The following is a 23,862-nucleotide window of genomic DNA, read 5'->3' on the forward strand; positions in this document are numbered from 1 at the left end:
GTGTAGGGGGTCAGGCGCGGAGGCGGAGACCTCTGGGGGTGGCGATGAAGCCCGCTGATTCCAGGGTGCGGCCCAGCGGAGAGGTGAGGGCCGGGGCGCCGTTCGTGCGCTCGACCGTGATCGTGCCGAGGGATCCGGCGGTCGCCGACGCGGCCAGGGCGCGGGCCGCGGCGAGCAGGGCGGGATCTTCGGGGTCCGTGGGCCAGGCGAGGAGAGACTTGCCGCCGCGCTCCATGTACAGGGTGAGCTCGCCGTCGACGAGGACCACCAGGGAGCCTGCCTTGCGTCCCGGCTTGTGTCCTGCGTCGGCCGGTGACTCAGGCCAGGGAAGGGCCGCTCCGTAGGCATTGGCGGGGTCGGCCGCCGCCAGGACCAGGGCATGGGGATTGCTTCCTGATTCCGTACGGTCGCGGGCCGTGGCCGCGGCGCGGAGGCGGTCCACCGCGCCGTCCATGGCGAACTGGGCCGCGCCGAGGCCCTCCACCACATACCCCCTGCGGGCCTGGCCGCTGTCCTCGAAGGCGGAGAGGATGCGATAGACCGCCGAGAAGCCGCCCTGGACGCCCTCGGCCGCCACTGCGCCACGGGTGACCACGCCGTGGCGGTCCAGGAGGGTGCGCGCCAGGGCGTGCGCGCGGTGAGTCGGGTCCGGCTCGTGCGAGGGGAGCAGGGACCAGCGGCCGGAGACCGTGGGCGGGCCCGTGCGCGAGGTGGGGCGGGCGGCCGCGGTCGGCGTTCCGTAGCGGCCGCGAGGGATCGCGCGCTTGGCGCGGTGGGCCGTGGAGCCGGCGGTGCGGCCGGAGCCCAGGAGGGAGCGGAGCGGGGCCAGGGTGTCGTTGGTGAGCCGCCCCGACCAGGCCAGATCCCAGATGGCGTCGGCCAGTTGGGGGTCGGTGCACTCCGGGTGGGTGGTCGCGCGGATCTCGTCGGCGATCTGGCGGAAGAAGAGTCCGTACCCGGGGGCGAGGGTTTTGAGGACCGACTCGTGCAGAGCGCTCAGTTCCAGAGGGTGGGGCGGCGGGAGGAGCAGCGGGGCCGCGTCGGCGAGGTAGAGGGAGATCCAGCCGTCCTTGCCGGGGAGCGCGCCCGCTCCGGACCAGACGACCTCGCCGGTGGTGGTCAACTCGTCGAGGAGAGCGGGGGTGTAGCCGCTGATGCGGGACGGGAGGACGAGCTTTTCGAGGGCCGATGCGGGAACGGGTGCGCCCTGCAACTGCTCGATCGCACGGGCGAGGCCGTCGATCCCGCGCAGGCTGTTGCTGCCCAGGTGTTGCCACTGGGGGAGGAACGTGGCGAGGGCTGCGGGCGGGACCGGTTCGACCTCGTGGCGCAGGGCGGCGAGGGAGCGGCGGCGCAGACGGCGCAGGACGGTGGCGTCGCACCACTCCTGGCCGATGCCCGATGGATGGAACTCGCCCTGGACCACCCGGCCGCCGGCGGCGAGGCGCTGCAGCGCACCGTCGGTCACGGCGGTGCCGAGCCCGAAGCGTGAGGCGGCCTGGGAGGAGGTGAAAGGGCCGTGCGTACGGGCGAAACGGGAGAGGAGATCGCCGAGGGGGTTCTTGACCGGCTCGGTGAAAGCCTCGGGCACACCGACCGGAAGCGCTGTGCCGAGCGCGTCACGCAGCCGGCCCGCGTCCTCGATGGAGGCCCAGTGGTCCGCTCCGGCGATACGGACGGCGATGACCCGACGGGCGGATGCCAGGTCCTGGGGCCACTGCGGATCTGCGCCCCGCTCCGTCAACTCGGCCTCGGTGAGCGGGCCAAGAAGGCGCAGGAGGTCCGCCACCCCCTCGGCGTCCTTGATCCGGCGGTCCTCGGTCAGCCACTGGAGCTCGCGCTCCAGCTCGGTGAGGACGTCCGGGTCGAGGAGCTCACGCAGCTCCGCCTGGCCCAGGAGCTCCGCCAGGAGGCGGGAGTCGAGGGAGAGTGCGGCGGCCCTGCGCTCGGCGAGGGGCGAGTCGCCCTCGTACAGGAACTGCGCGACATAACCGAAGAGGAGCGAGCGGGCGAACGGCGACGGCTCGGTGGTGGTGACCTCGACCAGGCGCACCCGGCGGGACTCGATGTCACCCATCAGCTCGGTGAGGCCGGGGACGTCGAAGACGTCCTGGAGGCACTCGCGGACCGCTTCCAGGACGATGGGGAACGAACCGAACTCAGATGCGACCTGGAGGAGTTGGGATGCGCGCTGACGCTGCTGCCACAGGGGGGTGCGCTTGCCAGGGCTGCGGCGCGGCAGCAGCAGGGCGCGGGCCGCACACTCGCGGAACCGCGAGGCGAAGAGGGCGGAGCCGCCCACCTGGTCGGTGACGATCTGGTTGATGTCGCCCTTGTCGAAGGCGACGTCGGCGGCGCCGAGGGGGGCCTGTTCGGAGTCGAACTCGGTGCCCTGCGCCGCGGGGTCGCTCTCCGGGCCGAAGTCCATCAGGTCGGCGTCGGGCAGGCGCAGCACGATGCCGTCGTCGGCATGCATGACCTGGGCGTCCATGCCGTACCGCTCGGAGAGTTTGGCGCCCAGTGCCAGTGCCCAGGGGGCGTGCACCTGGGCGCCGAAAGGGGAGTGGATCACGACGCGCCAGTCGCCCAGCTCGTCGCGGAAGCGCTCGACGACGATGGTGCGGTCGTCCGGGACGTGTCCGCAGGCGCGGCGCTGTTCTTCGAGGTACGACTGGACGTTGCCGGCCGCCCAGTCGTCCAGGCCTGCGGCGAGGAGGCGCAGCCGGGCGTCCTCGGGGGACTGCCGGCCGACCTCGCGGAGGAACGCGCCGACCGCGCGGCCCAGTTCGAGGGGGCGGCCCAGCTGGTCGCCCTTCCAGAAGGGGAGCCGGCCCGGCACTCCGGGGGCGGGGGTGACCAGAACGCGGTCGCGGGTGATGTCCTGGATGCGCCAGGACGTCGTACCGAGGGTGAAGACGTCGCCGACCCGTGATTCGTAGACCATCTCCTCGTCCAGCTCGCCGACCCGGCCGCCGCCCTTCTTCGGGTCGGCGCCCGCCAGGAAGACGCCGAAGAGGCCGCGGTCGGGGATGGTGCCACCCGAGGTGACGGCCAGGCGCTGCGCTCCGGGTCGGCCCGTGACCGTACCCGCGATACGGTCCCAGACGACGCGCGGGCGCAACTCGGCGAAGGCGTCGGAGGGATAGCGTCCGGCGAGCATGTCCAGGACCGCGGTGAACGCCGATTCCGGGAGCGAGGCGAAGGGGGCGGCGCGGCGCACGACGGCGAGGAGGTCGTCGGCCTGCCAGCTGTCGAGGGCGACCATGGCGACCAGTTGCTGGGCGAGGACGTCCAGGGGGTTGGAAGGGACGCGCAGCGACTCGATGGAGCCCGTGCGCATCCGCTCGGTGACGACGGCGGCCTGTACCAGGTCGCCGCGGTACTTGGGGAAGACGACGCCCGTCGAGACCGCGCCGACCTGGTGTCCCGCGCGGCCGACCCGCTGCAGGCCCGAGGCGACGGACGGCGGGGACTCGACCTGGATGACCAGGTCCACCGCGCCCATGTCGATGCCCAGTTCAAGGCTGGAGGTGGCCACCACCGCGGGCAGCCGGCCCGCCTTGAGGTCCTCCTCGACGAGGGCGCGCTGCTCCTTGGAGACCGAACCGTGGTGGGCGCGGGCGAGGAGGGGCGGGGCGCCCTTGGCGGCTCCCGATTCGGCCATGACCTCCGCGGGGGAGTGCGCTTCGGGCAGGGACTCGCCGGTGGCGCGTTCGTAGGCGATCTCATTGAGGCGGTTGCACAGACGCTCCGCCAGGCGGCGTGAGTTGGCGAAGACGATTGTCGAGCGGTGGGCCTGGACGAGGTCGGCGATCCGCTCCTCGACCTGCGGCCAGATCGAAGGCTTCTCACCGGTCCCCGAGGCTTCGGAGACGGGCGAGCCGCCCAACTCGCCCATGTCCTCGACCGGGACGACCACGGAGAGGTCGAATTCCTTGCCCGAGGGCGGCTGTACGATCTCCGCCTTGCGCTGCGGCGAGAGATAGCGCGCGATCTCGTCCACCGGACGGACCGTCGCCGAGAGGCCGATCCGGCGGGCGGGCCGCGGCAGCAACTCGTCCAGGCGCTCCAGGGACACGGCGAGATGCGCGCCGCGCTTGGTGCCCGCGACGGCGTGCACCTCGTCCAGGATCACCGTCTCGATGCCGGTCAGCGCATCGCGCGCCGACGAGGTCAGCATCAGGAACAGCGACTCGGGTGTCGTGATCAGGATGTCCGGCGGTCGGGTGGCCATCGCGCGCCGCTCGGAGGCAGGGGTGTCCCCTGAGCGGATGCCGACCCGGATGTCGGGTTCGGGGAGTCCGAGTCGGACGGACTCCTGGCGGATGCCCGTGAGCGGGCTGCGCAGATTTCGCTCGACGTCGACGGCCAGGGCTTTCAGCGGTGATACGTACAGCACCCGGCAGCGCTTCTTCGTGTCCGCGGGCGGCGGCGAGGACGCGAGGGAGTCCAGCGCGGCGAGGAAGGCGGCGAGGGTCTTGCCGGAGCCGGTCGGGGCCACGACCAGCACGTCGGAGCCCTCACCGATCGCCCGCCACGCGCCGTCCTGGGCGGGGGTGGGCGCGGTGAAAGCCCCCGTGAACCAGGACCGGGTCGCGGGGGAGAAGGTATCGAGCGCTGTCCTCGCCATGCCCCCATCGTGCACCCCACCACTGACAACCGCCCGGAGCTGCGAGAATCGACCCATGGGCAAGGGGGAGCAGGCACGGTACTGGAGTTACGAGCAGCTGCCCGGCGTCGATCTCCTGCGCGCCCGCTACATCGGCCACACCTTCCCCAGGCACAGCCACGAGGGGTACGTCTTCGGCACGATCACCCACGGCGTCGAGGACGTGGGCCTGCCCGGCGGGACGGTGCACGCAGGACCGGGCACCGTGGTCATGATCAACCCCGAAGTCCCGCACACCGCCCGCGCCGGCGTTCCCGAAGGCTGGGAGTACGCGACGCTCTACCCCTCGGCCCAGGTGGTCGCCGACATCGCCGCCGAGACGACGTCACTGCGCGGTACTCCCGGTTTCGCCGAGACCGACGTGGTGGACTTCCAGGCCGCCCGGCTGCTGCGCGAGGTGCACCGTGCCGCCGAGGAGGGCAACGCGCTGGCCGCGGACAGCATGCTGCGGATCATGGTCGCCCGGCTGCTGCGCGTGCACGGACAGACCCTTCCCTCCCTGGCGCCCAGCTCCGCGGGCGCCCGCGACGCCGCCCGGGCACGCGCGGTGCTCCAGGAGCGGATGGCCGATCCGCCGTCCCTGGAACAGCTCGCCACGTCCCTGTCCACCAGCCCCTTCGCGCTGCTGCGTGCCTTCAAGCAGCAGTACGGGATGCCACCGCACACCTGGCTCACCAATGAGCGGGTACGCCGTGCCCGCCATCTCCTGGACGCCGGTACGACCCCCGCGGAGGCGGCCGCCGCTGTCGGGTTCAGCGACCAGCCGCACCTCAACCGGCATTTCACCCGCATCGTCGGGGTGCCGCCCGGGGCCTATCGGCGTGATCGTGCAAGAACGTACAAGACGGCCGGGGACAGCTCCTCGTAACGTCCCTCGTGTGGCAACAGAACAGACGACACCCGAGCACATACACACCGAGGACGAGCACAAACCCGACGCGGCGGTCATCAGGGATGCCCTCGGCGTCGGCGTCGCTGTGGGGCTCTCCGGGTTCGCCTTCGGGGTGACCTCGGCCGGATCCGGTCTCAGCCTCCTGCAGACCTGCGTGCTGAGTCTCATGGTCTTCACCGGGGCGTCGCAGTTCGCCCTGGTCGGTGCGCTGGCGGCGGGCGGCAGTCCGTTCACCGCGGCCGCGGGCGCCTTCTTCCTGGGGGTACGGAACACCTTCTACGGGCTTCGGCTCTCCCAGCTCCTGGCCCTGCCACGGGCGGTGCGCCCCTTCGCCGCCCACTGGGTGATCGACGAGACCACCGCCGTCACACTGGCCCAGCCCACCCGGCGGGCCGCCCGTATCGGCTTCACCGCCACCGGGCTGACCCTCTACGTGCTGTGGAATCTCACCACCCTGATAGGTGCCCTCGGCGCCCAGGCACTCGGCGACACCAAGGCGTGGGGCCTGGACGCGGCAGGCCCCGCCGTCTTCGTGGCGCTGCTCGCGCCCATGCTCCGTACGACGACAGAACGTTTCGTCGCCGCCCTGGCCGTCGTCCTGATCCTCGGCCTCCTGCCGGTGCTGCCCGCCGGAGTGCCTGTGCTGGTCGCCGCACTGGCCGCGCCCGCTGTGCTCTTCCTCAAGGGCCGCATGATCACCGACCCCACCAAGGAGGGGGACCGTTGAGCATCTGGATCGCCATCGCCGCGACCGCTGTCGGTTGCTACCTCGTCAAGCTGCTCGGGCTGCTCGTTCCTGCGGGCGTGCTGGAGAAGCCGCTGGTCAAGCGGTTGTCCGCGCTTCTTCCTGTTGCCCTGCTCGCCGCGCTCACCGCTCAGCAGACCTTCGGGAACGGTCAGCAGCTCGTCCTGGACGCCCGGGGCGCGGGGGTTGCGGCAGCGGCGCTCGCGCTGCTGCTGCGCGCTCCCTTCCTGGTGGTCGTCGCGGCGGCCGTGGTGGTCACGGCCGGTGTACGGGCGCTGGCCTGAGCCCGAGCCCGTACACCCGCTCCTCAGTGCGCGGGGGAGAGGACCGACGCTGTGGTCGTCTCCGCGACGCCCAGGCGTGCCGCGTCCCTCTCGGGCCGCAGCAGGAACGCGGCCAGTACTCCGGCCACCGCCACCAGCGCGGCCATCAGCAGATAGGCCGTGCGATAGCCGGCCGCCGTGGTCGCGGCCCCGTCCACCAGCCGGCCCGTGACCATGGGCGAGAGGATGCCGGCCAGTGCGTACACGAAGGCCAGCGCGCCGAGTGCGACACCTCGCTGCGAGGGCGGGGTGATCCGGGCGCAGGCCGTCTGCGAGATGGTCAGGATCACATTGGTCAGCGCCATCGGGCCGACCATCAGTGCGATCTTCACGCCGACCGCGTCGACCTGCGCGAACGCGGCGATCGATACAGCCGCCACACACATCACCAGGCCGCCGCCCGCCCCCGCCGCGAGACGGGGGCGGGCGGTGCCGCGCTCTGCCGCACGCCGGGCCAGCAGGCCGTGGGTGAGCAGGACGACGCCGTTGCCGATGGCCGCACCCGTCACGACCGCGCCCGACTGCTCGAGCGACAGACCGGTGACCTTCTGGAGATAGTCCGGAGCCCAGGTCAGGCCGGCCGACAGCATCCAGTAGGCGGCGAAGGCCCCGAAGGCGGCGGTCAGCCAGGTGCCCGAAAGCAGGATCCTGCGGTACGGGACCGCGGAGGGATCCAGCACGGACGACGCCCTCTTTACGAGGGGCGGGGCGAACGGCCCCTCCTTCGACCGTACGATCCAGAAACCCGACCAGCCCAGGCCCGCAAAGCCCACGATCCCGAACGCCCAGCGCCAGCCCCAGCAGTCGATCACCAGGGTGAGCAGGGGTGCGGAGACCGCGACCCCGGCCGCGGCGCCCACCAGCAGCACCGCCGTCGGCAGGGTGCGCTCCTTCTGCCCGAACCAGCCGTGCAGATGGTGCACGGCCACCGGCACCGCCGGTCCCTCGGCGGCACCGAGCAGCACCCGGGTCGCGATCAGCGTGCCGAACCCGGCGGCGCCGATCAGCATCGGCAGTTGGGCGACGGACCACAACAGGGCCATGGCAAGGAGCAGCACCGTGGTGCGGATCCGGCGGGTCAGGAAGGACACTCCGAGCGCCGCCAGGCTGAAGAGCGCGAAGAACGCCGACTGGGCGGTGCCGAACTCGCCGCGCGTCAGTCCCAGTTCGGCGCGGATCGGGCCGGCTGCGAGCCCCATGACCGTCTTGTCGGCGAAGTTCACGAGCATGAAGGCGAGCAGCAGCCAGGTGGTGCCCCAGGCGCTGTGCCGTGGCGAGGCCGCACCGGTCTGCTCCGGCGCGCGTGCCGGAGCAGAGGTCATCACTCCTGCACCTCGCCGCCGATGTCGCCGCAGCCGCACGAGTCGTCGTCGACGACCCCCACACTGATCAGTCCCGCGGCCTGCTTGCGGCCTGCCTCGGAGCGCGTCAACTCCGTCTCGACGTCCGTGCCCTCGGCCACGGCGGCCGACTCCGCGGCGGCCCAGTGGAAGATTCCGCGCGCCATGGTGGACGTCTCGGTCCGCGCCCGCCGGGCGTAGACGTCGGCGCGTATACGGGCCACTTCGGTGTCGGTCGGCGCGGCCAGCGCCGCCGTCTCCGCCAGGTGCGAGGCCAGCCGCATCTCGCCCTCGGCCAGCAGAGCCGCCGCCCGCCGCGCCAGCGCGATCGCTCCGCCCGCGGCCGTGGCGAACTCGGCCGCGACCGCCGCTTCGGCGGCCGGCTTCAGATTGGCCGGGTTCTGGTCGTACCAGCCGCCCCAGAGCCGCCACAGGTTCCGTACGACGAACTCCGGCTCGTCGTAGGCCGGGTGCAGATAGGGCTTGCCGAGCAGTTCCTCGGGGACCTTCACCCCGTGCAGTACGGCATCCAGCCGGTGGCCCGCGTTCATCAGCGTGCGCGTCTGCTCGCAGAGCGACTCCAGAAGGCGCGCCGTGTCGTCGAGTGCCTGGTGGATGCGGCTCGCGCCCACGATGGGCACACCGTGCCCCGGCAGCAGCAGCTCCGCGCCCAGCTCCTGCATCGCCCGCAGCGCACGGGCCCACTCCTCCGGGTAGCGCTGCACCTTCTGCGGGTTGCCGGCGTTGGGGGAGTTCCAGATGAACAGGTCGCCGGTGCACAGCGTCTTGAGTGCGGGGATCCACACATAGGTGTGGTCGTCGGTCTCCCCGCGCGCATGGACCAGCTCGAAGGCGAGGTCGCCGCGCTCGACGGTCAGACGGTCCGCATAGGTGGTGTCGGGATAGCGGTAGGACGTCGGCCACTTGAGGGACGGGACGCCGAACTGCCTGCGGTTGATCCAGGCGTTGTAGCCCGAGGTCTGGAGGTAGCGGTCGAATCGGGCCGTCACCGCCTGGTGTGCGATCACCTCGGGCCGTTCGCCGCCCGTCTCCTGGGCCTGCTGGTCGAAGGGCGTCACCCCGAAGACATGGTCGACATGGCCGTGCGTGTAGACGATCGAGTGAACCGGCCGGTCGCTGAAGGCCCTTACCGCCGTGTGCAGTTGTCCGGCCGTACGGAAGTCTCCGGAGTCCACCAGAACCGGCCCGTCCCCGGTGTCGAAGACCGCGACGTTGGAGAAGGCGGGGAAGAAGCCGACCCGGTCACGTACGGGAACGAGCTTTTCGCTCGTGTACGCGCCTGTGTGATGGGCCAGCAGACTCTCCTCGCCGCGCCATACGCGGTCTGTGTAGTCGAGGTAGTTCTGCGGAGTGTGCTCTGTCATATCAGCGGCTCCTTCGGTGCTGTGCGGCAGATCACGGCAGGTCACTGCCCCTACGAGTCTCGGACCGGAGGGTGACCTCGAACACCCGCTCTCGTCACATGCGCCCCGCGTGCGTAATGTGACGCGTCACAACCCTGGTCGCGGACGGCGAAGGAGAGGCCATGGATCCGACCCCTGGTCTGTCCCCCGCGGCCCGTGCTCTCGCCCTGCGCTGCGAGCCCCGGGTCAATGAACTGGCGCGACGCATGGCCCGCGAGTCCTTCGAGGAGCTCCCCGGGTACGCCGAACTCCCCGACGACGTCAAAGACCTGGAGATCGCCGCCACCGCACGCCACGGCGTACGGCTCTTCCTGCGCCGCGTCACCGAGCCGCACCTCAGCCCGAGCGGCCACCGCCTCTTCCGCGAGCGCGCCGCCCAGCGCGCCGAGGAGGGCATGCCGCTCCATCTGCTGCTGCGCACCCACGCGCTGGGGATGTACGTGCTGTGGCAGGCCCTGCGCGAAGCCGCAGGACCCGGTGACGAAGCGGCCCTGATGGAACTTGTCGACCTGCTCCTGCGTTCACACCACACCATCGTCGGTGCTGTCGCCGAGACCTACCTCGACGAGCGATCGGCGCTGGAGGCCGAACAGCGGGCCCAGCGCCGGTCCCTGGTCCGCGGGCTGCTCGACGGCATGCTCCCGCCCGGCCACGTACTCCTGGAGCAACTCCGGCTCGAGGGGCCCGCGCTGGTGCTGGCCATCTCCCTGGGCGCCGGTCCGGCAGGAGCCGAGGGGCCTGTGGTGGTCCGGCGCAGGCTGCGTCGCGTCCAGACGGTCCTCGACCACGCTTTCGGTACGGAGGTGCTCGCCCTCCTGGACGTGGAGCCCGGCCGGGCCGTCGTGCCCAAGGGCTGCGAGCCTCCCGAGGACCTGGCCCGGGCGGTCAGCCGGGCGTGCGGCCTGGAGGTCCGTATCGCCGCCGTACGCGCCGACGATCCCGGTGGGATACCGGACGCGGCTCGCACCGCCGGTGAGATCCTGCGCGTCGCGCGTGCCTGCGGACTCCCCGCCGGACTGCACGGAATCGACGACGTCCTGCTGGAGTTCCATCTCTCGCGCCCCAGCGAGAGCAGCCACCGCATCGCCGCCCTGCTCGACCCCGTGGCCGACCGGCCCGAGCTCATCGACACCCTTCGTACGCACCTCGCCGAGCAGCAGGACAGGCGTGCCACCGCCCAGCGTCTCGGGCTGCATCCCAATACGGTCGACAACCGGCTGGCGAAGATCGCCGAGCAGACCGGTATCGACCTGTCGTCGCCGCGCGGCACCGCTCTGGCGATCGCGGCACTGCTGCTGCGCGAGGCCTGAGCCGCACGTCGTCAGGCGATGGCGCGCCCGTGGGCCCGTAGCGTCAGCAACGCCTGGATCGTCACGATCGGCCGCCACTCAAGGGCTGTACCCGGCGCCCAGGCACGCCAGTTGATGGGCCAGCCGCCGTCCTGCTGCTGCTCGCCCGCGAGGTGGTCCAGCGAGCGGTCCATCTCCTCCTCGGTGAACCAGGCGCGCGCCAGCGACTCGGGCGTGCGCACGAAGTCGTACGGGAAATGGTGCTCGCCCGGTCCGTAGCCCGGGGCCACGGGAAAGTCCGCGCGCCGCAGCGGATCGGTGACGGCGAGACGCTGCTCCCGCACCAGCCGGCCCAGCCGGTCCGCGGCCGCCTGGGCCCTGGAACGGTCGGGTACGCCGTCCAGGAAGGCGACGGCGGCCTGGATCTCGTACGGATGGGACTTCTCCAGCGCGTCCACGGCCGACCAGCAGAAGTCGGTCGCCCTGAAGAGCCACGCGTGCCACACCTCGTTGCGGTGCAGCAGTCCGACCACGGGACCCGTCGCCAGCAGATCGCTCGGCGGATCGTCGACGATCGGCAGGAAGGGGGCCGCCGGGTAGCCGCGCAGGGAGGGGTGCAGCGCGGGCAGCGCGCCGTCCCGGTTGGACACTTCGGTCAGATAGCGGCACACCTGCTCCACCCGTCTGCCGTTGCAGCGGCCCACCGAGTCCAGGACGCGCAGGGCGTGCGCGGTGTGCAGCGGCTGGCTGACCGGGCCGCGAAGATCGGGTTCGAGTGCGTGACCGTAGCCGCCGTCTTCGTTGCGGTACGCGGTGAGGGCGGCCTCGACCGCTTCCTCGGCGCTGTCGGGGCGGGTGTCGTTGCCGAGGAAGTGGAACGCGAACCGCCGCTGCTCGAGCACCCGGGCCGTCAGCCAGATGAAGTGCTCGGCGCGTGCGAGGGGAGATGCTCCGGATCCAGCCATGTTCCGACCGTAGGGCGGAAAGCGCTCTCGGCAAGGGGGACGGGGCAGGCTGCACTCTCAGGGGCGGGATACTGGGGTCATGCGGTTGACGATTTTCTGGGAGCGGATGGCGGAGCACTTCGGTGCGGGGTACGCCGATTCCTTCGCCCGCGACCATGTGATGGCCGAGCTCGGCGGCCGTACGGTGCACGAGGCGCTCGCCGCCGGCTGGGAGACCAAGGACGTCTGGCGGGGTGTCTGCGCGGCGGTGGGCATCCCCGCCGAGCGGCGTTGACGGGCACCGGCGAGCCGCGGACAGGCGTGTGTGGATCCGGTTGTCCTCCCCGTAGGCGAGACTGATTCCGTGGCACCGACAGACGACAGAGCCCAGGACCCGACCGCCGCGGACACCGCTCCGCCGGTCCCGCCGCCGCCCGCCGCCGAGCGCGGCGCCGCCGGGCCCGCGCGCATGCCGCGCTGGCTGCCGAGGGCGATGGTGCTCGCGCTCGCCCTGATCGCCTGCTTCCAGCTGGGCAATTGGGCCTTCCACCAGCTGATCGGGCTGTTGATCAATGTCCTGATCGCATTCTTCGTCGCGCTGGCCGTGGAGCCGGCCGTGGGGCGGATGGCGGCGCGCGGGATGCGCAGGGGGCTCGCCACGTTCCTGGTCTTCTTCGGGGTGCTGATCGCCGGAGCGGGATTCATCTTCCTGCTCGGTTCGATGCTCGCGGGCCAGATCGTGGACATGGTCGAGGAGTTCCCCAAGTACCTCGACTCGGTGATCAATTGGATCAACCAGACCTTCCACACGGACCTGTCCCGGGTCGCGGTCCAGGACAGCCTGCTGCACTCCGACTGGCTGCAGAAGTACGTACAGAACAGCGCGAGCGGCGTCCTGGACGTCTCGACCACCGTGCTCGGCGGCCTCTTCCGGCTTCTGACGATCTTTCTGTTCGCCTTCTACTTCGCCGCCGACGGCCCCAGGCTGCGGCGTGCCCTGTGCTCCGTGCTCCCGCCGGCCAAGCAGGCCGAGGTGCTGCGCGCCTGGGAGATCGCGGCCGACAAGACCGGCGGCTATCTCTACTCGCGCGCGCTCATGGCGCTCATCTCGGGTGTCGCGCACTACATCCTGCTGGCCGCGCTGGGCGTTCCGTACGCACCCGCGCTCGCGGTCTGGGTGGGTCTGGTCTCCCAGTTCATCCCCACCATCGGCACGTATCTGGCGGGCGCCCTGCCGATGCTGATCGCCTTCACCGTCGATCCCTGGTACGCGGTGTGGGTCCTCGTGTTCGTCGTGATCTACCAGCAGTTCGAGAACTACGTCCTGCAGCCGAAGCTCACCTCCAAGACCGTCGACATCCACCCCGCGGTGGCTTTCGGCTCGGTCATCGCGGGTACCGCGCTGCTGGGTGCGGTCGGCGCGCTGGTCGCGATCCCGGCGGTCGCGACGCTGCAGGCGTTCCTCGGCGCGTACGTGAAGCGGTACGACGTGACGGACGACCCGCGCATGCACGGCAGGCACCGGCCCCGCAGCGGAGTCACGGTGCTCGCCCGGATACGGCGTGTGCTGCGCCAGGACAGGGACTGAGCGCGCCCCTGCGCAATGTCCGCCGCGGTGCGCGTGGTGCGCTTGACACCAAAATCGAACATCCATTCTCATGGGGTGGCGACCCTGTGTTTTCAAGGGTTCCGGCCGACTTGTCCACAGGCTGGAGGGACGTCGAGGCCCATTGTCAGTGGCAGGGGTTAGCGTCTTTGACGTGAAGCGATCGACTCAAGCAAATCGGGTGGAACCCATGGCAGCAGGTACAGACCGCGAGAAGGCGCTCGACGCCGCGCTCGCGCAGATTGAACGGCAATTCGGCAAGGGCGCAGTGATGCGCATGGGCGAGCGGACGAACGAGCCCATCGAGGTCATCCCGACCGGGTCGACCGCACTGGACGTGGCGCTCGGCGTCGGCGGCCTCCCGCGCGGCCGTGTGGTGGAGGTGTACGGCCCGGAGTCCTCCGGCAAGACGACCCTGACGCTGCACGCCGTCGCCAATGCGCAGAAGCTCGGCGGCTCGGTGGCCTTCATCGACGCGGAGCACGCACTCGACCCCGAGTACGCGAAGAAGCTCGGCGTCGACATCGACAACCTGATCCTCTCGCAGCCGGACAGCGGCGAGCAGGCTCTGGAGATCGTGGACATGCTGGTCCGCTCCGGCGCGCTCGACCTGATCGTCATCGACTCCGTCGCGGCGCTCGTGCCGCGTGCGGAGATCGAGGGCGAGATGGGCGACTCCCACGTCGGTCTGCAGGCGCGACTGATGAGCCAGGCGCTCCGCAAGATCACCGGTGCGCTGAACCAGACCAAGACCACCGCGATCTTCATCAACCAGCTCCGCGAGAAGATCGGCGTGATGTTCGGCTCCCCGGAGACCACCACCGGTGGCCGGGCGCTGAAGTTCTACGCTTCGGTGCGCCTCGACATCCGCCGCATCGAGACGCTGAAGGACGGCACCGACGCGGTCGGCAACCGTACCCGCGTCAAGGTCGTCAAGAACAAGGTCGCGCCGCCCTTCAAGCAGGCCGAGTTCGACATCCTCTACGGCCAGGGCATCAGCCGCGAGGGCGGTCTGATCGACATGGGCGTGGAGCACGGCTTCGTCCGCAAGGCCGGCGCCTGGTACACGTACGAGGGCGACCAGCTCGGCCAGGGCAAGGAGAACGCCCGCAACTTCCTGAAGGACAACCCCGATCTCGCCGACGAGATCGAGAAGAAGATCAAGGAGAAGCTGGGCGTCGGTGTCCGTCCGGAGACTCCGGCGGCCGAGCCGGGCGCGGACGCGACGGCCGCTGTCCTCGCGGACGATGCATCCAAGTCGGTGCCCGCTCCGGCATCCAAGGCCAAGACGGCCAAGGCTGTCGCGGCCAAGAGCTAGCCCATGACCCGGAGAACCGAATGGGCGGGGGCCACGGACTCCGAGGAGAGCAAGGGGACCCGGCGACGGGAGCGGGACGGGGCACGTCCGGGCCGGGAGCGGTCGGACCGGGAGCGTCCGGAGAAGTCCCAGGATCCGGCAGAGCGGGCGCGGGCGATCTGCCTGCGCCTGCTCACCGGGACCCCGCGCACCCGCAAGCAGTTGGCGGACGCTCTGAAGAAGCGGGAGATCCCTGACGAGGTCTCGGAAGAGGTGCTCTCCCGCTTCGAAGAGGTCGGCCTGATCAATGACGCGGCCTTCGCGGACGCCTGGGTCGAGTCCCGCCATCACGGCCGGGGCCTGGCCCGGCGTGCGCTCGTCCAGGAGCTGCGGACCAAGGGCGTCGACTCCGCATTGATCGACGATGCGGTCGGGCAGCTCGACTCCGAGCAGGAGGAGGAGCGGGCCCGCGAGCTCGTCGACCGTAAGCTCCGCTCCACCCGGGGCCTGGAGCGGGACAAGCGCCTGCGCCGTCTGGCCGGGATGCTGGCCCGCAAGGGATATCCGGAGGGTATGGCCCTGCGAGTGGTCCGGCGCGCCCTGGAGGAAGAGGGCGAGAACGCCGACGATCTGGAGCACGGGGGGTTCTAGGGAGGCCGGCGCGGCACCGGGGGTGGGGGTAGCCCCCGGGCGACGACGCCGGGCCGCTCCAGTGCACAGACAGGTGTGCACACGGAAATGTGTACCGCATGACAAGGGAATCCGGCGGTACGGAGATCGCGGATCTCGCCGCGCTCAAGGCGCTGGCGCATCCGCGCAGGCAGCAGGTGCTTCAGCAGCTCACCCTGGAGGGTCCGGCGACCTCCGCGATCCTCGCCCGCGCCCTGGGGCTGAACACCGGTGCCACCAGCTACCACCTGCGTGAGCTCGCCCGGTACGGCTTCGTCGAGGAGACCGAGGGCGAGGGCACGCGCAGAGCACGCTGGTGGCGGGTGGTCCCCGGCGACCGCCGGTTCCCGCCGCGCAGCCGGCAGACACCCGAGATGCGGCTCGTCATGGACGAGCTCAACCACCACGCCTACGCAGCGGACCTCGAACTCTTCGAGCGGCTGCAACGCGACAGCGACAGCGATGAATTCGCCTACTCGCGCTCGGAGATCCGGCTCACCCTCCCTGAACTCCGGGAGTTCTTCGAGGAGTACATCACCCTCCTCAACCGCTACAAGCGCCCCGAGAGCCGGACACCGGCGGGCGCCCGCACCGTGCACACCCGACTGATGGCCTTCCCTGCTGCCGAGGATGCATCATGATGCTGCGCTATGCCCTGCAGACCGTCCGCGACCGCAAGGGCGGCTTCCTCGGTGCCTTTGTCGCGCTGATGTGCGCGGCCGCCCTGATCACTGCCTGCGGAACCCTTCTGGAGACCGGTCTGCGCGGCACGATCACCACCGAGCGCTATGCCGCCGCGCCGGTCGTCGTCTCGGCCGACCAGAACGTCCACCAGACCACCGTCAAGCACAAGGGCAACGGCAAGACCAAGGTCAAGCACAAGGCCAAGCCGGTGGCCGAGCGGGCCTGGCTGCCCGAGGGAACGGTCGAGCGACTCCGTGATGTGCCGGGCGTACGCGCCGTCGTCCCCGAACTCACCTTCCTGGCGAGGCCGTTGGCGGGAGCGGGAGGCGCTCCCACGTACGGACACGCCTGGGACTCGGCCGCACTGACCCCCTTCGCCCTCACCGAAGGAAAGGCGCCGGTCGCTGCCACCGACCTCGTCGTCGACCGCGGTCTCGCCGATCGCGCTCGCCTGAAGCCCGGCTCCCGGCTCACCGTCCAGTCCACCCAAGCCCCCCGGACGTACACGGTCACCGGTATCGCCGCCGCACGAGGCGGCGATCTCCGGCACCAGACCTCGCTCTTCTTCTCCCTCGGCGAGGCAAAGCGGCTCTCCGCCCGCCCCGGGCAGGTCACCGCCATCGGTGTGATCCCCGAACAGGGCATCGACACAGACCAGTTGAAGCGGGCCATCGGGGATGCGCTCAAGACCTCCGGCGCCACCACCGCCCAGGTCTCCGCAGGCGCCGACCGCGGCCCCGTCGAGTTCCTCGATGCCGCCGGAGCCCGCATCAAGCTCATCTCCATGGGCGGTGCCATGGGAGGTACCTCCCTGCTCGTCGCGATCCTCGTCGTCGTCTCCACCTTTGCGCTCTCCATCCAGCAGCGACACCGCGAACTGGCCCTGCTGCGCGCCATCGCCGCCACCCCGAAGCAGATCCGCAGCCTCCTCGGCCGCGAGGCGCTGCTGGTCGGCGGGGTCGCCGGAGTCCTGGGCTCGCTCGCCGGACTCCCGCTGGGCGCCTGGCTGTACGGCAGGTTCGTCGACATGGGTGCCGTCCCCGTGACCTTGGAACGCACCGTCAGCGTCTTCCCGATGTTCGCCGCAGTCGCCGCGACACTGTTCGGCGCCTGGGGCGCGGCCCGGATCTCAGGCCGCCGTATCTCCCGGATCCGCCCGGCCGAGGCGATGGTGGAGTCCGCAGTCGAGCGGGCCCGCCCCCGCTGGAGCCGTATCGTCGCCGGGCTCCTGCTGCTCGCCGGGGGCGTTGTCCTCGTGGTCGTACTGAGCATGCTGCGCACCGAACCCGCCTCAACCCCTGTGACGTTCCTCGCAGTTGTGGTCCTCGCCTCCTCCGTCTCGCTTCTGGGCCCGCTGATCGTCAAGGGCGCGGCCGCGATCCTGGCCGGTCCGCTGCGGCTGACCGGATTCGGCGGCAGGCTCGCTGTCGCCAACGTCCGGGGCAACTCCGCGCGGATGGCAGCCGCCGTGACGCCCCTCGCCCTCCTCATCGGCATGACCTGCACCGTGCTCTTCGTCCAGCCGACCCTGGGCAACGCCGCCCGTGCACAGGCCAGGGAAGGCATCAGCGCCCCCTGGCTGCTGGCGTCGCAGGGTCCCGGAGTGCCGGCGCAGGCCGCGGCGAAGCTTCGTACCACCCACGGCGTCTCGGCGGTCACGGAGATCGTCAGGACCACCGTCCGCGTCGGCCTCACCAAGTACGCAGCTCAGGGGGTCACCTCCGCCGGGCTGACCCGCACCTGGAACCCCGGCGTCACCAGCGGCTCCCTGGACCGCTTCGGCGCGAACTCGGTCGCCGTCAGTGAACTGGCCGCCGACCAGCTCCACCTGAAGCCCGGCAGCACGCTGAAGCTCACGCTCGGCGACGGCACCCCGGCCGCCCTCACCGTCTCAGCCGTCTATGCACGGGGCCTGGGCTTCGGCGACCTGACCCTTCCCCACGACCTTCTCGCCCACCATGTCGACAACCCCCTCTCCACCGCTGTCCTCGTGGCCGCCGACCCCGGTGCGACCACACAGCGAGAACTCACCGCCGCGGTCAAGGAGTTCCCCGGCGTCAGCGTCATCACCCGATCGAGTGCCGATAAGGTCCAGGCCGACCAGCAGCGCACCAACGCCGAGGTCAACTACCTGGCCATGGGACTGGTTCTCGCGTTCACCGCCATCGCCGTCGTCAACACCCTCGCCATGTCGGTTTCCGAACGCATCAGGGAATTCGCCCTCCTGAGGCTGGTCGGCTCCACCCGCCGCCAGGTCCTGCGGATGCTCCGGCTGGAAGCCCTGACGGTCCTCCTGACCGCCGCGGCCCTCGGCTCCGGCATCTCGCTCGCCGTCCTGACCGCCTTCAGCGTCGGAATGACGGGAAGCGCGGCCCCCGCGGTCCTGCCGCTGGTCTACGCGGCCGTCGTGGGCACCGCAGCCCTGCTGGCCCTGATCGCGACGGCGCTCCCCGGCCGCGTGGCACTCAGGCCGCGCCCCGTCGAGGTGGCCACGGCCAGGGAGTAGCCGCCTCCCTCTTCACCAGGGCTCCCGGTCACCCCTCGACCGGGAGCCCTGCCGCACGCCAGGCCTGGAAACCGCCGATCAGATCCGTGGCCCTGTACAGCCCCAACTCCCGCAAGGACGCGGCCGCGAGCGAGGATGCGTACCCCTCGTTGCAGATCACCACCACCCGCAGGCCGTGGCCGGTCGCCTCGGCCGCACGGTGGCTGCCCTGCGGATCGAGCCGCCACTCCAGTTCGTTGCGCTCCACGACCAGCGCCCCCGGAATCAGACCGTCCCGCTCGCGCAGCGCGGCATACCGGATGTCCACCAGCAGCGCCCCGTCGGCAGCGGCTTGCGACGCCTCCTGCGGCCCGACCCGGTCCAGGTCCTTGCGCACCCGCTCCAGCAACTCGTCGATGGACATGGGCTCGCTCATTCACCACGCCCCGGGAAGCTCGACCTGCTCCAGGCGGAGCACCGGGCCGGTGCGACTGTAGCGGCGCATCAGAGGCAGCGGCGGGTAGTACGCATGCACCGAGACCGCGGGGGCATCGGCCGATTCATTGAGCACCTGATGTACGTGGTGCGGACCGAAAGCCCTTCCCTGGACAGGTGTCAGCTGCCGGGTGCGGTCGACCCCGTCGGCCAGCTCCAGCGTCTTCCACCCCTCGGTGGGCAGCCGCGCGGCCAGCGAGTCCTCCGTCAGCCGGCCGGCCGCCGTGGCGAAGGCGCCGTACGAACCGCCGTGGTCGTGCCAGCCGGTGCCGGTTCCCGGCGGCCAGCCGATCAGCCAGGCCTCACTGCCGGCGGGGCCGTCGAGACGCAGCCAGGTGCGCCCCTCGGGGTCGAGGGGCAGCGAGGAGACGAGCGCGGTGTCGGCCGCCGTACGACGTACGAAATCCAGCAGCTCGGCGGAGGTGGGAGCTGATGCGGGCGCGTCGGAGCGCGCAGGGGCGGACGAGGGTGTGGAAGGAGACAGAGCAGACACGGGTGACCGTCCGATGAGGTTCGCGAAGGAGTGCGGCCACAGCGGTCCATTGCGGTACGGCGCGGCTCGGCACAGGGAAAAGGCGAATCAGCAGGACGGGCGACACACGCAGCCCGCATAGCGGACAAGGTCCATATGGACCCTCCGCCACAGGTGCGCATGGGTGTCGGTCACATTCCGGAGTACACCATGCGCACCCACGTCGGTCAATTGACGTCCACGGGGCTTTCCGTACGTACGACGACGGGCACGCCCCCGCGTGCCACATCCGCGGCCTCGTACAGCTCGGCCGGCCGCACCCCGGCGAAGGCCGCCACCAGGTGTCCGTCGGGCCGGATCAGCAGCACCGTGTGGGCCGAGGCCCCTGGGTAAGACTCGGCGACCAGGAGCTCGCCCCTTACCGGGAGGGCGGCCACCGCAGCGGCCAGCCGGGGCATCACCCCGGCGGTCAGCCAGTGCCTCCGGTCCCACACCCCGGTCCCCGGAGCGATCAGCACCACCAGCAGCCGCCCTCGCTCCAGCCGGTCCCGCAGTCCGGCCGCCGAGCCGTCCGGCGTCGTCACCGGTACGTCCTCGACCGATGCGCCGACCGCCGTGGCGACCTCGGTACGCGAATCGGTGTACGGAGGTGCGAGGGGGGAGTGCGCGTACACCGGAAGTGCTCCCAGTGCCCCGCGCCCCAGATGCCCGTCCGTGAGCAGGGCGTCATGACCACGGGCCGCGCCCGGTACAAAGGTCCGCAGCCCCTTCCCGCCGCGCAGTATCGGCAGCGACTGGTCCGCGGCACGGAGCCTGGCGGCGACAGCCGTGCGCCGCTCCGCCTGGTAGCTGTCGAGCAGCAGCTCGGAGCCCCCGTGGTGCCAGACCTGCGCCAGCTTCCAGGCCAGGTTCCGGGCATCCCGAAGCCCCTCGTCCAGCCCCTGCGTACCGAGCGCGCCGAGCAGATGCGCGGCATCGCCCGCCAGGAAAGCTCTGCCCACGCGCCAGCGGCGCGCGAGGCGGTGGTGGAGGGTGTGGACGCCGGTGTCGATCAGTTCGTACGGAGGTGTCTCGCCGCACCACCCGGCCAGCGTGTCCCGGATGCGCGCCACCATGGCCTCGGGGGTGACCAGTTCGGCGCGGGCGGGCAGCAGCCAGTCAAGACGCCAGACCCCGTCGGGCAGCGGCCGAGCCGTCACCTCGTCGCCGCTGCCGCGCCACGGGGGCATCCGGTGCAGCAAGGCTTCGCCGGGCCAGGGCAGTTCGGCGCGCAGTGCGGCGACGGCGTGGCGTTCCACCGCCGTACGGCCGGGAAAGCGGATGTCGAGCAGTTTGCGGACGGTGGAGCGGGCGCCGTCGCAGCCCACCAGGTGACTTCCGCGCCACCAGGTCGCGCCCGGACCACGGGTGTGCGCGGTGACGCCGTCGGCGTCCTGCTCGATGGTGTCCAGGTGGCTCTCTGTGACCAGTTGGACCTGGTCGTGCGCGGCGACGGCCGCACGCAGCCCCCGCGTCAGCGCATGCTGGGGCACGTGCAGCGGTGAGGGAAGCGACGCGTCGAAGGAGAAGCGGCGCTGCTCCCGTCCGTGCCGCATCGACCGCCAGGCGAGCCAGTGCGCGCCCTCGTCGCGAGCCGTCGTACAGCCCAGTCGTTCCACGAACTCCGCGATGTCGGGCCGCAGTACGGCCGTACGGGCGGGCCGTGCTTCGTCGCTGCCCGTGCCTTCGTCCAGGACTACGGAGGGGACACCCTGCGAGGCGAGGGCCAGTGCCAGCGCGAGCCCGACCGGGCCCGCGCCGACGACGATCACCGGGTCCACGGCGCGACTCCTCCGGCTGGTGCGGAGGAGCGGGGACAGACAGGTACAGCCCGGTGCACGATCACAGAACGTATGCAACCCACTGCGGGTGCCCCCGTCAAGTGACACCGGGCGGCGGCGCGCGCGCCGCCGCCTCACGCCCCGTCAGGCGATCCCGTCGGACGACCCCGTCAGGCGCTGACGTCCGTAGGCGTCAGAGGTGCCGCCGGAGCCACGTCGATCCCGGTCTTGGCGCGCCGCCCGCGCTTCTCGATCCAGGTGGCGAGCCCGGCGAGCATCAGACACATCGTCACGTAGATGGTGCCGATCACGATGATCGTGGGGACGTACGGATAGTCGCCGTTGACCTGGGTGTTGCTCGCGATCAGCCGCGCCGTCTGCAGCAGCTCCGGGTACAGGATGATGTAACCGAGCGAGGTGTCCTTGAGCGTGACCACCAGCTGGCTGATGATCGTCGGCAGCATCGCGCGGACCGCCTGCGGTATCAGGACGCTCATCATGACCTGCGACTTGCTGAGCCCGAGGGCGTAGGCGGCCTCGCGCTGCCCCGTGGGCACGGAGTTGATACCGGCCCGCAGCACCTCGGCCTGCACACAGCCGTTGTAGACCGAGAGTCCCAGAGCCAGCGCCCACATCGGATCGTTCGCGAGGAAGCCCACCCAGATCGCATAGATGGTGATCAGCAGCGGGATGGAGCGGAACAGCTCGACGAACGTGGTGGCCACCCAGCGGACCGGCCGGTGGTCGGAGAGCCGGCCGACGACCAGGACCACACCGAGCACCAGGGAGCCGATCGCCGCCAGGCCGAAGGCCTTGAGCGTGGCGACGATGGCGTCCGCGATGTTCTGGCGGATGCCGGAGTAGTTGAAGATGTCCCACATCGCGCCCTCGAGCTGGCCCTTGTCCTTCAGGCGCAGGACGGCGAAGACGATCAGCGCGACGACCGCGACGGTACCGACGACGGTGTAGATCCGGTTGCGCAGGACGGCCTTGGGGCCGGGAGCGTCGTACAGAACGCTGGCACTCATCGGGCGACCTCCATACGGCGCTCAAGAAGGCGGAAGAGACCGCTGATGGTGAAGGTGATGACCAGATAGCCGAGGGCGACCCAGATGAAGATCGGGACGATGGCGTAACCCTGGTCGCTCAACGACTTCTGCCAGCCGAAGAGTTCGACGACGTTGAACGCGCCCGCGATCGCCGAGTTCTTGGTGAGCGCGATGATGATGCTGCTCAGCGGCGGGATGACGGTCCGGGTGGCCTGCGGCAGCACGATCAGGCGCAGAGTCTGGGAGAACGACATCCCGAGCGAACGGGCGGCCTCCGCCTGCCCCAGGGGCACCGTGTTGATGCCGGACCTGATGGCCTCGCAGACGAACGAGGAGGTGTAGAAGCCGAGCGCGAGCGAGGCGAGCACGAAGGAGCTCATGCCCGGGAAGAACACCAGAGGGACCACGAAGGTGGCGACCAGGAAGAGCAGGGTGAGCGGGGTGTTGCGCAGGAGCGTCACCCAGGCCGTGCCGAAGAACCGCAGAGGAGGCACGGGGGAGACCCGGAAGCCGGCGATGATCACGCCGAGTACCAGGGCTATCGCCGTGCTGAAGGCGGTGATCGACAGGGTTCCTATGAAGCCGGCGCGGAAATCGGAAAAATTGTCGAGCAGTACGTTCATGAGGTCTCCGCGTCGGCGGGCAGCTGCTGGAAGACAGGGGGCCGAGCGCCCCGTAGCGGTGTACGGGGCGCTTCAGCGCACACAGGATGAAGGACCGGGATCAGTACTTCACGGGGGCGGGCGGCGCGACGTACGGCGAACCCGACAGACCCAGGGTCGCGTCGTAGATCTTCTTGTACGTGCCGTCCTGCTCGTGCTTGGCCAGGGCGTCGTCGATGAAGTCGCGCAGCACCTTGTCGTCCTTGTTCATGCCGATGCCGTAAGGCTCCTCGGTGAACGGCTGGCCGACGACCTTCAGCTTGGTCGGGTTCTTCGCCGCGTACCCCTTGAGGATCGCGTCGTCGGTGGTGACCGCGTCGACCTGCTTGGTCAGCAGCTGCTGCACGCAGTCGGAGTACTTGGCGAGCGAAACGGTCTTCGCGCCGTACTTGTCCTTCTTGATCTCCTCGAGGGGGGTGGAACCGACGATCGAGCAGACCGTCTTGTTCTTGAGGGTGTCCTTGGTGATCCCCGAGTCGTCCTTGCGGATCAGCAGGTCGGCACCGGCCTTGTAGTACGGGCCCGCGAAGCCGACGAGCTTCTTGCGCTTGTCGTTGATCGTGTACGTACCGGCGTAGATGTCGACCTGGCCACCGGAGATGGCGGTCTCACGCACCCCGGAGTCGACCGTCTTCCACTCGATCTGGTCCTTCGAGAAGCCCAGGTCGGCGGCGAGCATCGTGGCGATCTCGATGTCGAAACCGCTGCGCTCCTTGGTCGCCTGGTCCTCGAAGCCGAGGTACGGCTGGTCGGCCTTGGCGCCGATGATCAGCTTGCCGCGCTTCTGGGCGGCCTTGAGGGTCGCCGAGTCGATGGTGACGCCCTTCGCGACCGCGTACGCGGGCAGCTCGGGCGCGCCGGAGGAACCGGGGGCGGCCGACTGCTTGTCACCGGCGGAACCGGACTTGCCGCCGCACGCGGCGGTGGTCAGCGCGAGCACGGAGATGGCCGCGATGGCGGCGGACTTGCGGAACTTCATGGTGAACATCCCTTGTAT

The 23,862-nt window shown here is 70.6% G+C and carries 21 protein-coding genes; 10 read left to right on the forward strand and 11 right to left on the reverse strand.

Going from position 1 to position 23,862, the window contains the following annotated elements:
- Positions 1 to 10: 10 nt before the first annotated feature.
- Positions 11 to 4,630, reverse strand: a complete 4,620-nt coding sequence (locus tag AB0H78_RS23090) for an ATP-dependent helicase (RefSeq protein ID WP_363236414.1) — start codon at positions 4,628 to 4,630, stop codon at positions 11 to 13.
- A gap of 55 nt (positions 4,631 to 4,685) precedes the next feature.
- On the opposite strand from AB0H78_RS23090, the gene AB0H78_RS23095 reads away from it, so the two are divergent.
- The 3 genes from AB0H78_RS23095 to AB0H78_RS23105 are packed head-to-tail and all read left to right on the forward strand — an operon-like array spanning position 4,686 to position 6,590.
- A complete protein-coding gene (locus AB0H78_RS23095; protein ID WP_363236415.1) occupies positions 4,686 to 5,537 on the forward strand; it encodes an AraC family transcriptional regulator in 852 nt (283 codons plus the stop codon).
- A 10-nt stretch (positions 5,538 to 5,547) separates the two neighbouring features.
- Positions 5,548 to 6,288, forward strand: a complete 741-nt coding sequence (locus AB0H78_RS23100) for an AzlC family ABC transporter permease (protein ID WP_363236416.1) — start codon at positions 5,548 to 5,550, stop codon at positions 6,286 to 6,288.
- A complete protein-coding gene (locus AB0H78_RS23105) occupies positions 6,285 to 6,590 on the forward strand; it encodes an AzlD domain-containing protein (RefSeq protein ID WP_363236417.1) in 306 nt (101 codons plus the stop codon). Before AB0H78_RS23100 ends, AB0H78_RS23105 begins: the two co-directional genes overlap by 4 nt.
- A gap of 23 nt (positions 6,591 to 6,613) precedes the next feature.
- On the opposite strand, the gene AB0H78_RS23110 is transcribed toward AB0H78_RS23105, so the two are convergent.
- Together AB0H78_RS23110 and AB0H78_RS23115 are read right to left on the reverse strand one after the other, a co-directional pair.
- Entirely contained in the window at positions 6,614 to 7,951 is a 1,338-nt protein-coding gene (locus AB0H78_RS23110) for an MFS transporter (protein ID WP_363236418.1), read from the reverse strand.
- On the reverse strand, positions 7,951 to 9,354 hold the full coding sequence (locus AB0H78_RS23115; protein ID WP_363236419.1) for an alkyl sulfatase dimerization domain-containing protein: 1,404 nt from the start codon (positions 9,352 to 9,354) through the stop codon (positions 7,951 to 7,953). Before AB0H78_RS23115 ends, AB0H78_RS23110 begins: the two co-directional genes overlap by 1 nt.
- 161 nt (positions 9,355 to 9,515) lie before the next feature.
- Here AB0H78_RS23115 and AB0H78_RS23120 point away from each other — a divergent pair, with 161 nt between their 5' ends.
- Positions 9,516 to 10,703 carry a helix-turn-helix domain-containing protein gene (locus AB0H78_RS23120; RefSeq protein ID WP_363236420.1) on the forward strand — a complete coding sequence of 396 codons (1,188 nt, stop codon included), beginning with the start codon at positions 9,516 to 9,518 and terminating at the stop codon, positions 10,701 to 10,703.
- Between the two features lie 11 nt (positions 10,704 to 10,714).
- On the opposite strand, the gene AB0H78_RS23125 is transcribed toward AB0H78_RS23120, so the two are convergent.
- Positions 10,715 to 11,647 (reverse strand): hypothetical protein, encoded by a 933-nt coding sequence (locus AB0H78_RS23125; protein WP_363236421.1) that lies wholly within the window; start codon positions 11,645 to 11,647, stop codon positions 10,715 to 10,717.
- Between the two features lie 79 nt (positions 11,648 to 11,726).
- Between AB0H78_RS23125 and AB0H78_RS23130 the strand changes: the two genes are divergently transcribed.
- The 6 genes from AB0H78_RS23130 to AB0H78_RS23155 all read left to right on the forward strand — a co-directional run bounded on the left by AB0H78_RS23130 (position 11,727) and on the right by AB0H78_RS23155 (position 18,388).
- Entirely contained in the window at positions 11,727 to 11,921 is a 195-nt protein-coding gene (locus tag AB0H78_RS23130) for a DUF3046 domain-containing protein (protein ID WP_363236422.1), read from the forward strand.
- Positions 11,922 to 12,095: 174 nt separating this feature from the next.
- On the forward strand, positions 12,096 to 13,214 hold the full coding sequence (locus AB0H78_RS23135) for an AI-2E family transporter (RefSeq protein WP_363236652.1): 1,119 nt from the start codon (positions 12,096 to 12,098) through the stop codon (positions 13,212 to 13,214).
- Positions 13,215 to 13,422: 208 nt separating this feature from the next.
- Positions 13,423 to 14,550 (forward strand): recombinase RecA, encoded by a 1,128-nt coding sequence (gene recA, locus AB0H78_RS23140; RefSeq protein ID WP_363236423.1) that lies wholly within the window; start codon positions 13,423 to 13,425, stop codon positions 14,548 to 14,550.
- A gap of 3 nt (positions 14,551 to 14,553) precedes the next feature.
- Positions 14,554 to 15,180, forward strand: coding sequence for a recombination regulator RecX (recX, locus tag AB0H78_RS23145; protein ID WP_363236424.1), 627 nt, complete (start codon positions 14,554 to 14,556; stop codon positions 15,178 to 15,180).
- A gap of 98 nt (positions 15,181 to 15,278) precedes the next feature.
- Entirely contained in the window at positions 15,279 to 15,839 is a 561-nt protein-coding gene (locus AB0H78_RS23150; protein WP_363236425.1) for a helix-turn-helix domain-containing protein, read from the forward strand.
- The gene (locus tag AB0H78_RS23155; RefSeq protein WP_363236426.1) at positions 15,836 to 18,388 is read left to right on the forward strand and encodes an FtsX-like permease family protein; all 2,553 of its coding nucleotides are present in this window, start codon (positions 15,836 to 15,838) and stop codon (positions 18,386 to 18,388) included. The genes AB0H78_RS23150 and AB0H78_RS23155 overlap by 4 nt, the downstream gene beginning before the upstream one ends.
- Before the next feature lie 28 nt (positions 18,389 to 18,416).
- Here the strand turns inward: AB0H78_RS23155 and AB0H78_RS23160 are convergent, their stop codons facing one another.
- The 7 genes from AB0H78_RS23160 to AB0H78_RS23190 form a co-directional block, all read right to left on the reverse strand.
- Positions 18,417 to 18,803, reverse strand: a complete 387-nt coding sequence (locus tag AB0H78_RS23160; protein WP_363236427.1) for a rhodanese-like domain-containing protein — start codon at positions 18,801 to 18,803, stop codon at positions 18,417 to 18,419.
- The gene (locus tag AB0H78_RS23165; protein ID WP_363236653.1) at positions 18,804 to 19,346 is read right to left on the reverse strand and encodes a cysteine dioxygenase; all 543 of its coding nucleotides are present in this window, start codon (positions 19,344 to 19,346) and stop codon (positions 18,804 to 18,806) included.
- Between the two features lie 96 nt (positions 19,347 to 19,442).
- The gene (locus AB0H78_RS23170) at positions 19,443 to 19,556 is read right to left on the reverse strand and encodes a putative leader peptide (protein ID WP_363236654.1); all 114 of its coding nucleotides are present in this window, start codon (positions 19,554 to 19,556) and stop codon (positions 19,443 to 19,445) included.
- 5 nt (positions 19,557 to 19,561) lie between these two features.
- Positions 19,562 to 21,154: an FAD-dependent monooxygenase gene (locus tag AB0H78_RS23175; protein ID WP_363236428.1), complete on the reverse strand. Its 1,593-nt coding sequence runs from the start codon at positions 21,152 to 21,154 to the stop codon at positions 19,562 to 19,564.
- 170 nt (positions 21,155 to 21,324) lie between these two features.
- A complete protein-coding gene (locus AB0H78_RS23180) occupies positions 21,325 to 22,182 on the reverse strand; it encodes an amino acid ABC transporter permease (protein WP_363236429.1) in 858 nt (285 codons plus the stop codon).
- Positions 22,179 to 22,826 (reverse strand): amino acid ABC transporter permease, encoded by a 648-nt coding sequence (locus tag AB0H78_RS23185; RefSeq protein WP_363236430.1) that lies wholly within the window; start codon positions 22,824 to 22,826, stop codon positions 22,179 to 22,181. Before AB0H78_RS23185 ends, AB0H78_RS23180 begins: the two co-directional genes overlap by 4 nt.
- A 100-nt stretch (positions 22,827 to 22,926) precedes the next feature.
- The gene (locus AB0H78_RS23190) at positions 22,927 to 23,844 is read right to left on the reverse strand and encodes a glutamate ABC transporter substrate-binding protein (protein ID WP_363236431.1); all 918 of its coding nucleotides are present in this window, start codon (positions 23,842 to 23,844) and stop codon (positions 22,927 to 22,929) included.
- Between the last annotated feature and the right edge of the window lie 18 nt (positions 23,845 to 23,862).

The organism is Streptomyces sp. NPDC050738 (assembly GCF_040654175.1).
Taxonomy (GTDB): Bacteria; Actinomycetota; Actinomycetes; order Streptomycetales; family Streptomycetaceae; genus Streptomyces.

Coding starts and splice junctions, on each gene's coding strand:
- AB0H78_RS23090 (WP_363236414.1), bottom strand. CDS start 4,630: ATGGCGAGGACAGCGCTCGATACCTTCTCCCCCGCGACCCGGTCCTGG.
- AB0H78_RS23095 (WP_363236415.1), top strand. CDS start 4,686: ATGGGCAAGGGGGAGCAGGCACGGTACTGGAGTTACGAGCAGCTGCCC.
- AB0H78_RS23110 (WP_363236418.1), bottom strand. CDS start 7,951: ATGACCTCTGCTCCGGCACGCGCGCCGGAGCAGACCGGTGCGGCCTCG.
- AB0H78_RS23115 (WP_363236419.1), bottom strand. CDS start 9,354: ATGACAGAGCACACTCCGCAGAACTACCTCGACTACACAGACCGCGTA.
- AB0H78_RS23120 (WP_363236420.1), top strand. CDS start 9,516: ATGGATCCGACCCCTGGTCTGTCCCCCGCGGCCCGTGCTCTCGCCCTG.
- AB0H78_RS23125 (WP_363236421.1), bottom strand. CDS start 11,647: ATGGCTGGATCCGGAGCATCTCCCCTCGCACGCGCCGAGCACTTCATC.
- AB0H78_RS23130 (WP_363236422.1), top strand. CDS start 11,727: ATGCGGTTGACGATTTTCTGGGAGCGGATGGCGGAGCACTTCGGTGCG.
- AB0H78_RS23135 (WP_363236652.1), top strand. CDS start 12,096: ATGCCGCGCTGGCTGCCGAGGGCGATGGTGCTCGCGCTCGCCCTGATC.
- recA (WP_363236423.1), top strand. CDS start 13,423: ATGGCAGCAGGTACAGACCGCGAGAAGGCGCTCGACGCCGCGCTCGCG.
- recX (WP_363236424.1), top strand. CDS start 14,554: ATGACCCGGAGAACCGAATGGGCGGGGGCCACGGACTCCGAGGAGAGC.
- AB0H78_RS23150 (WP_363236425.1), top strand. CDS start 15,279: ATGACAAGGGAATCCGGCGGTACGGAGATCGCGGATCTCGCCGCGCTC.
- AB0H78_RS23155 (WP_363236426.1), top strand. CDS start 15,836: ATGATGCTGCGCTATGCCCTGCAGACCGTCCGCGACCGCAAGGGCGGC.
- AB0H78_RS23160 (WP_363236427.1), bottom strand. CDS start 18,803: ATGAGCGAGCCCATGTCCATCGACGAGTTGCTGGAGCGGGTGCGCAAG.
- AB0H78_RS23180 (WP_363236429.1), bottom strand. CDS start 22,182: ATGAGTGCCAGCGTTCTGTACGACGCTCCCGGCCCCAAGGCCGTCCTG.
- AB0H78_RS23185 (WP_363236430.1), bottom strand. CDS start 22,826: ATGAACGTACTGCTCGACAATTTTTCCGATTTCCGCGCCGGCTTCATA.
- AB0H78_RS23190 (WP_363236431.1), bottom strand. CDS start 23,844: ATGAAGTTCCGCAAGTCCGCCGCCATCGCGGCCATCTCCGTGCTCGCG.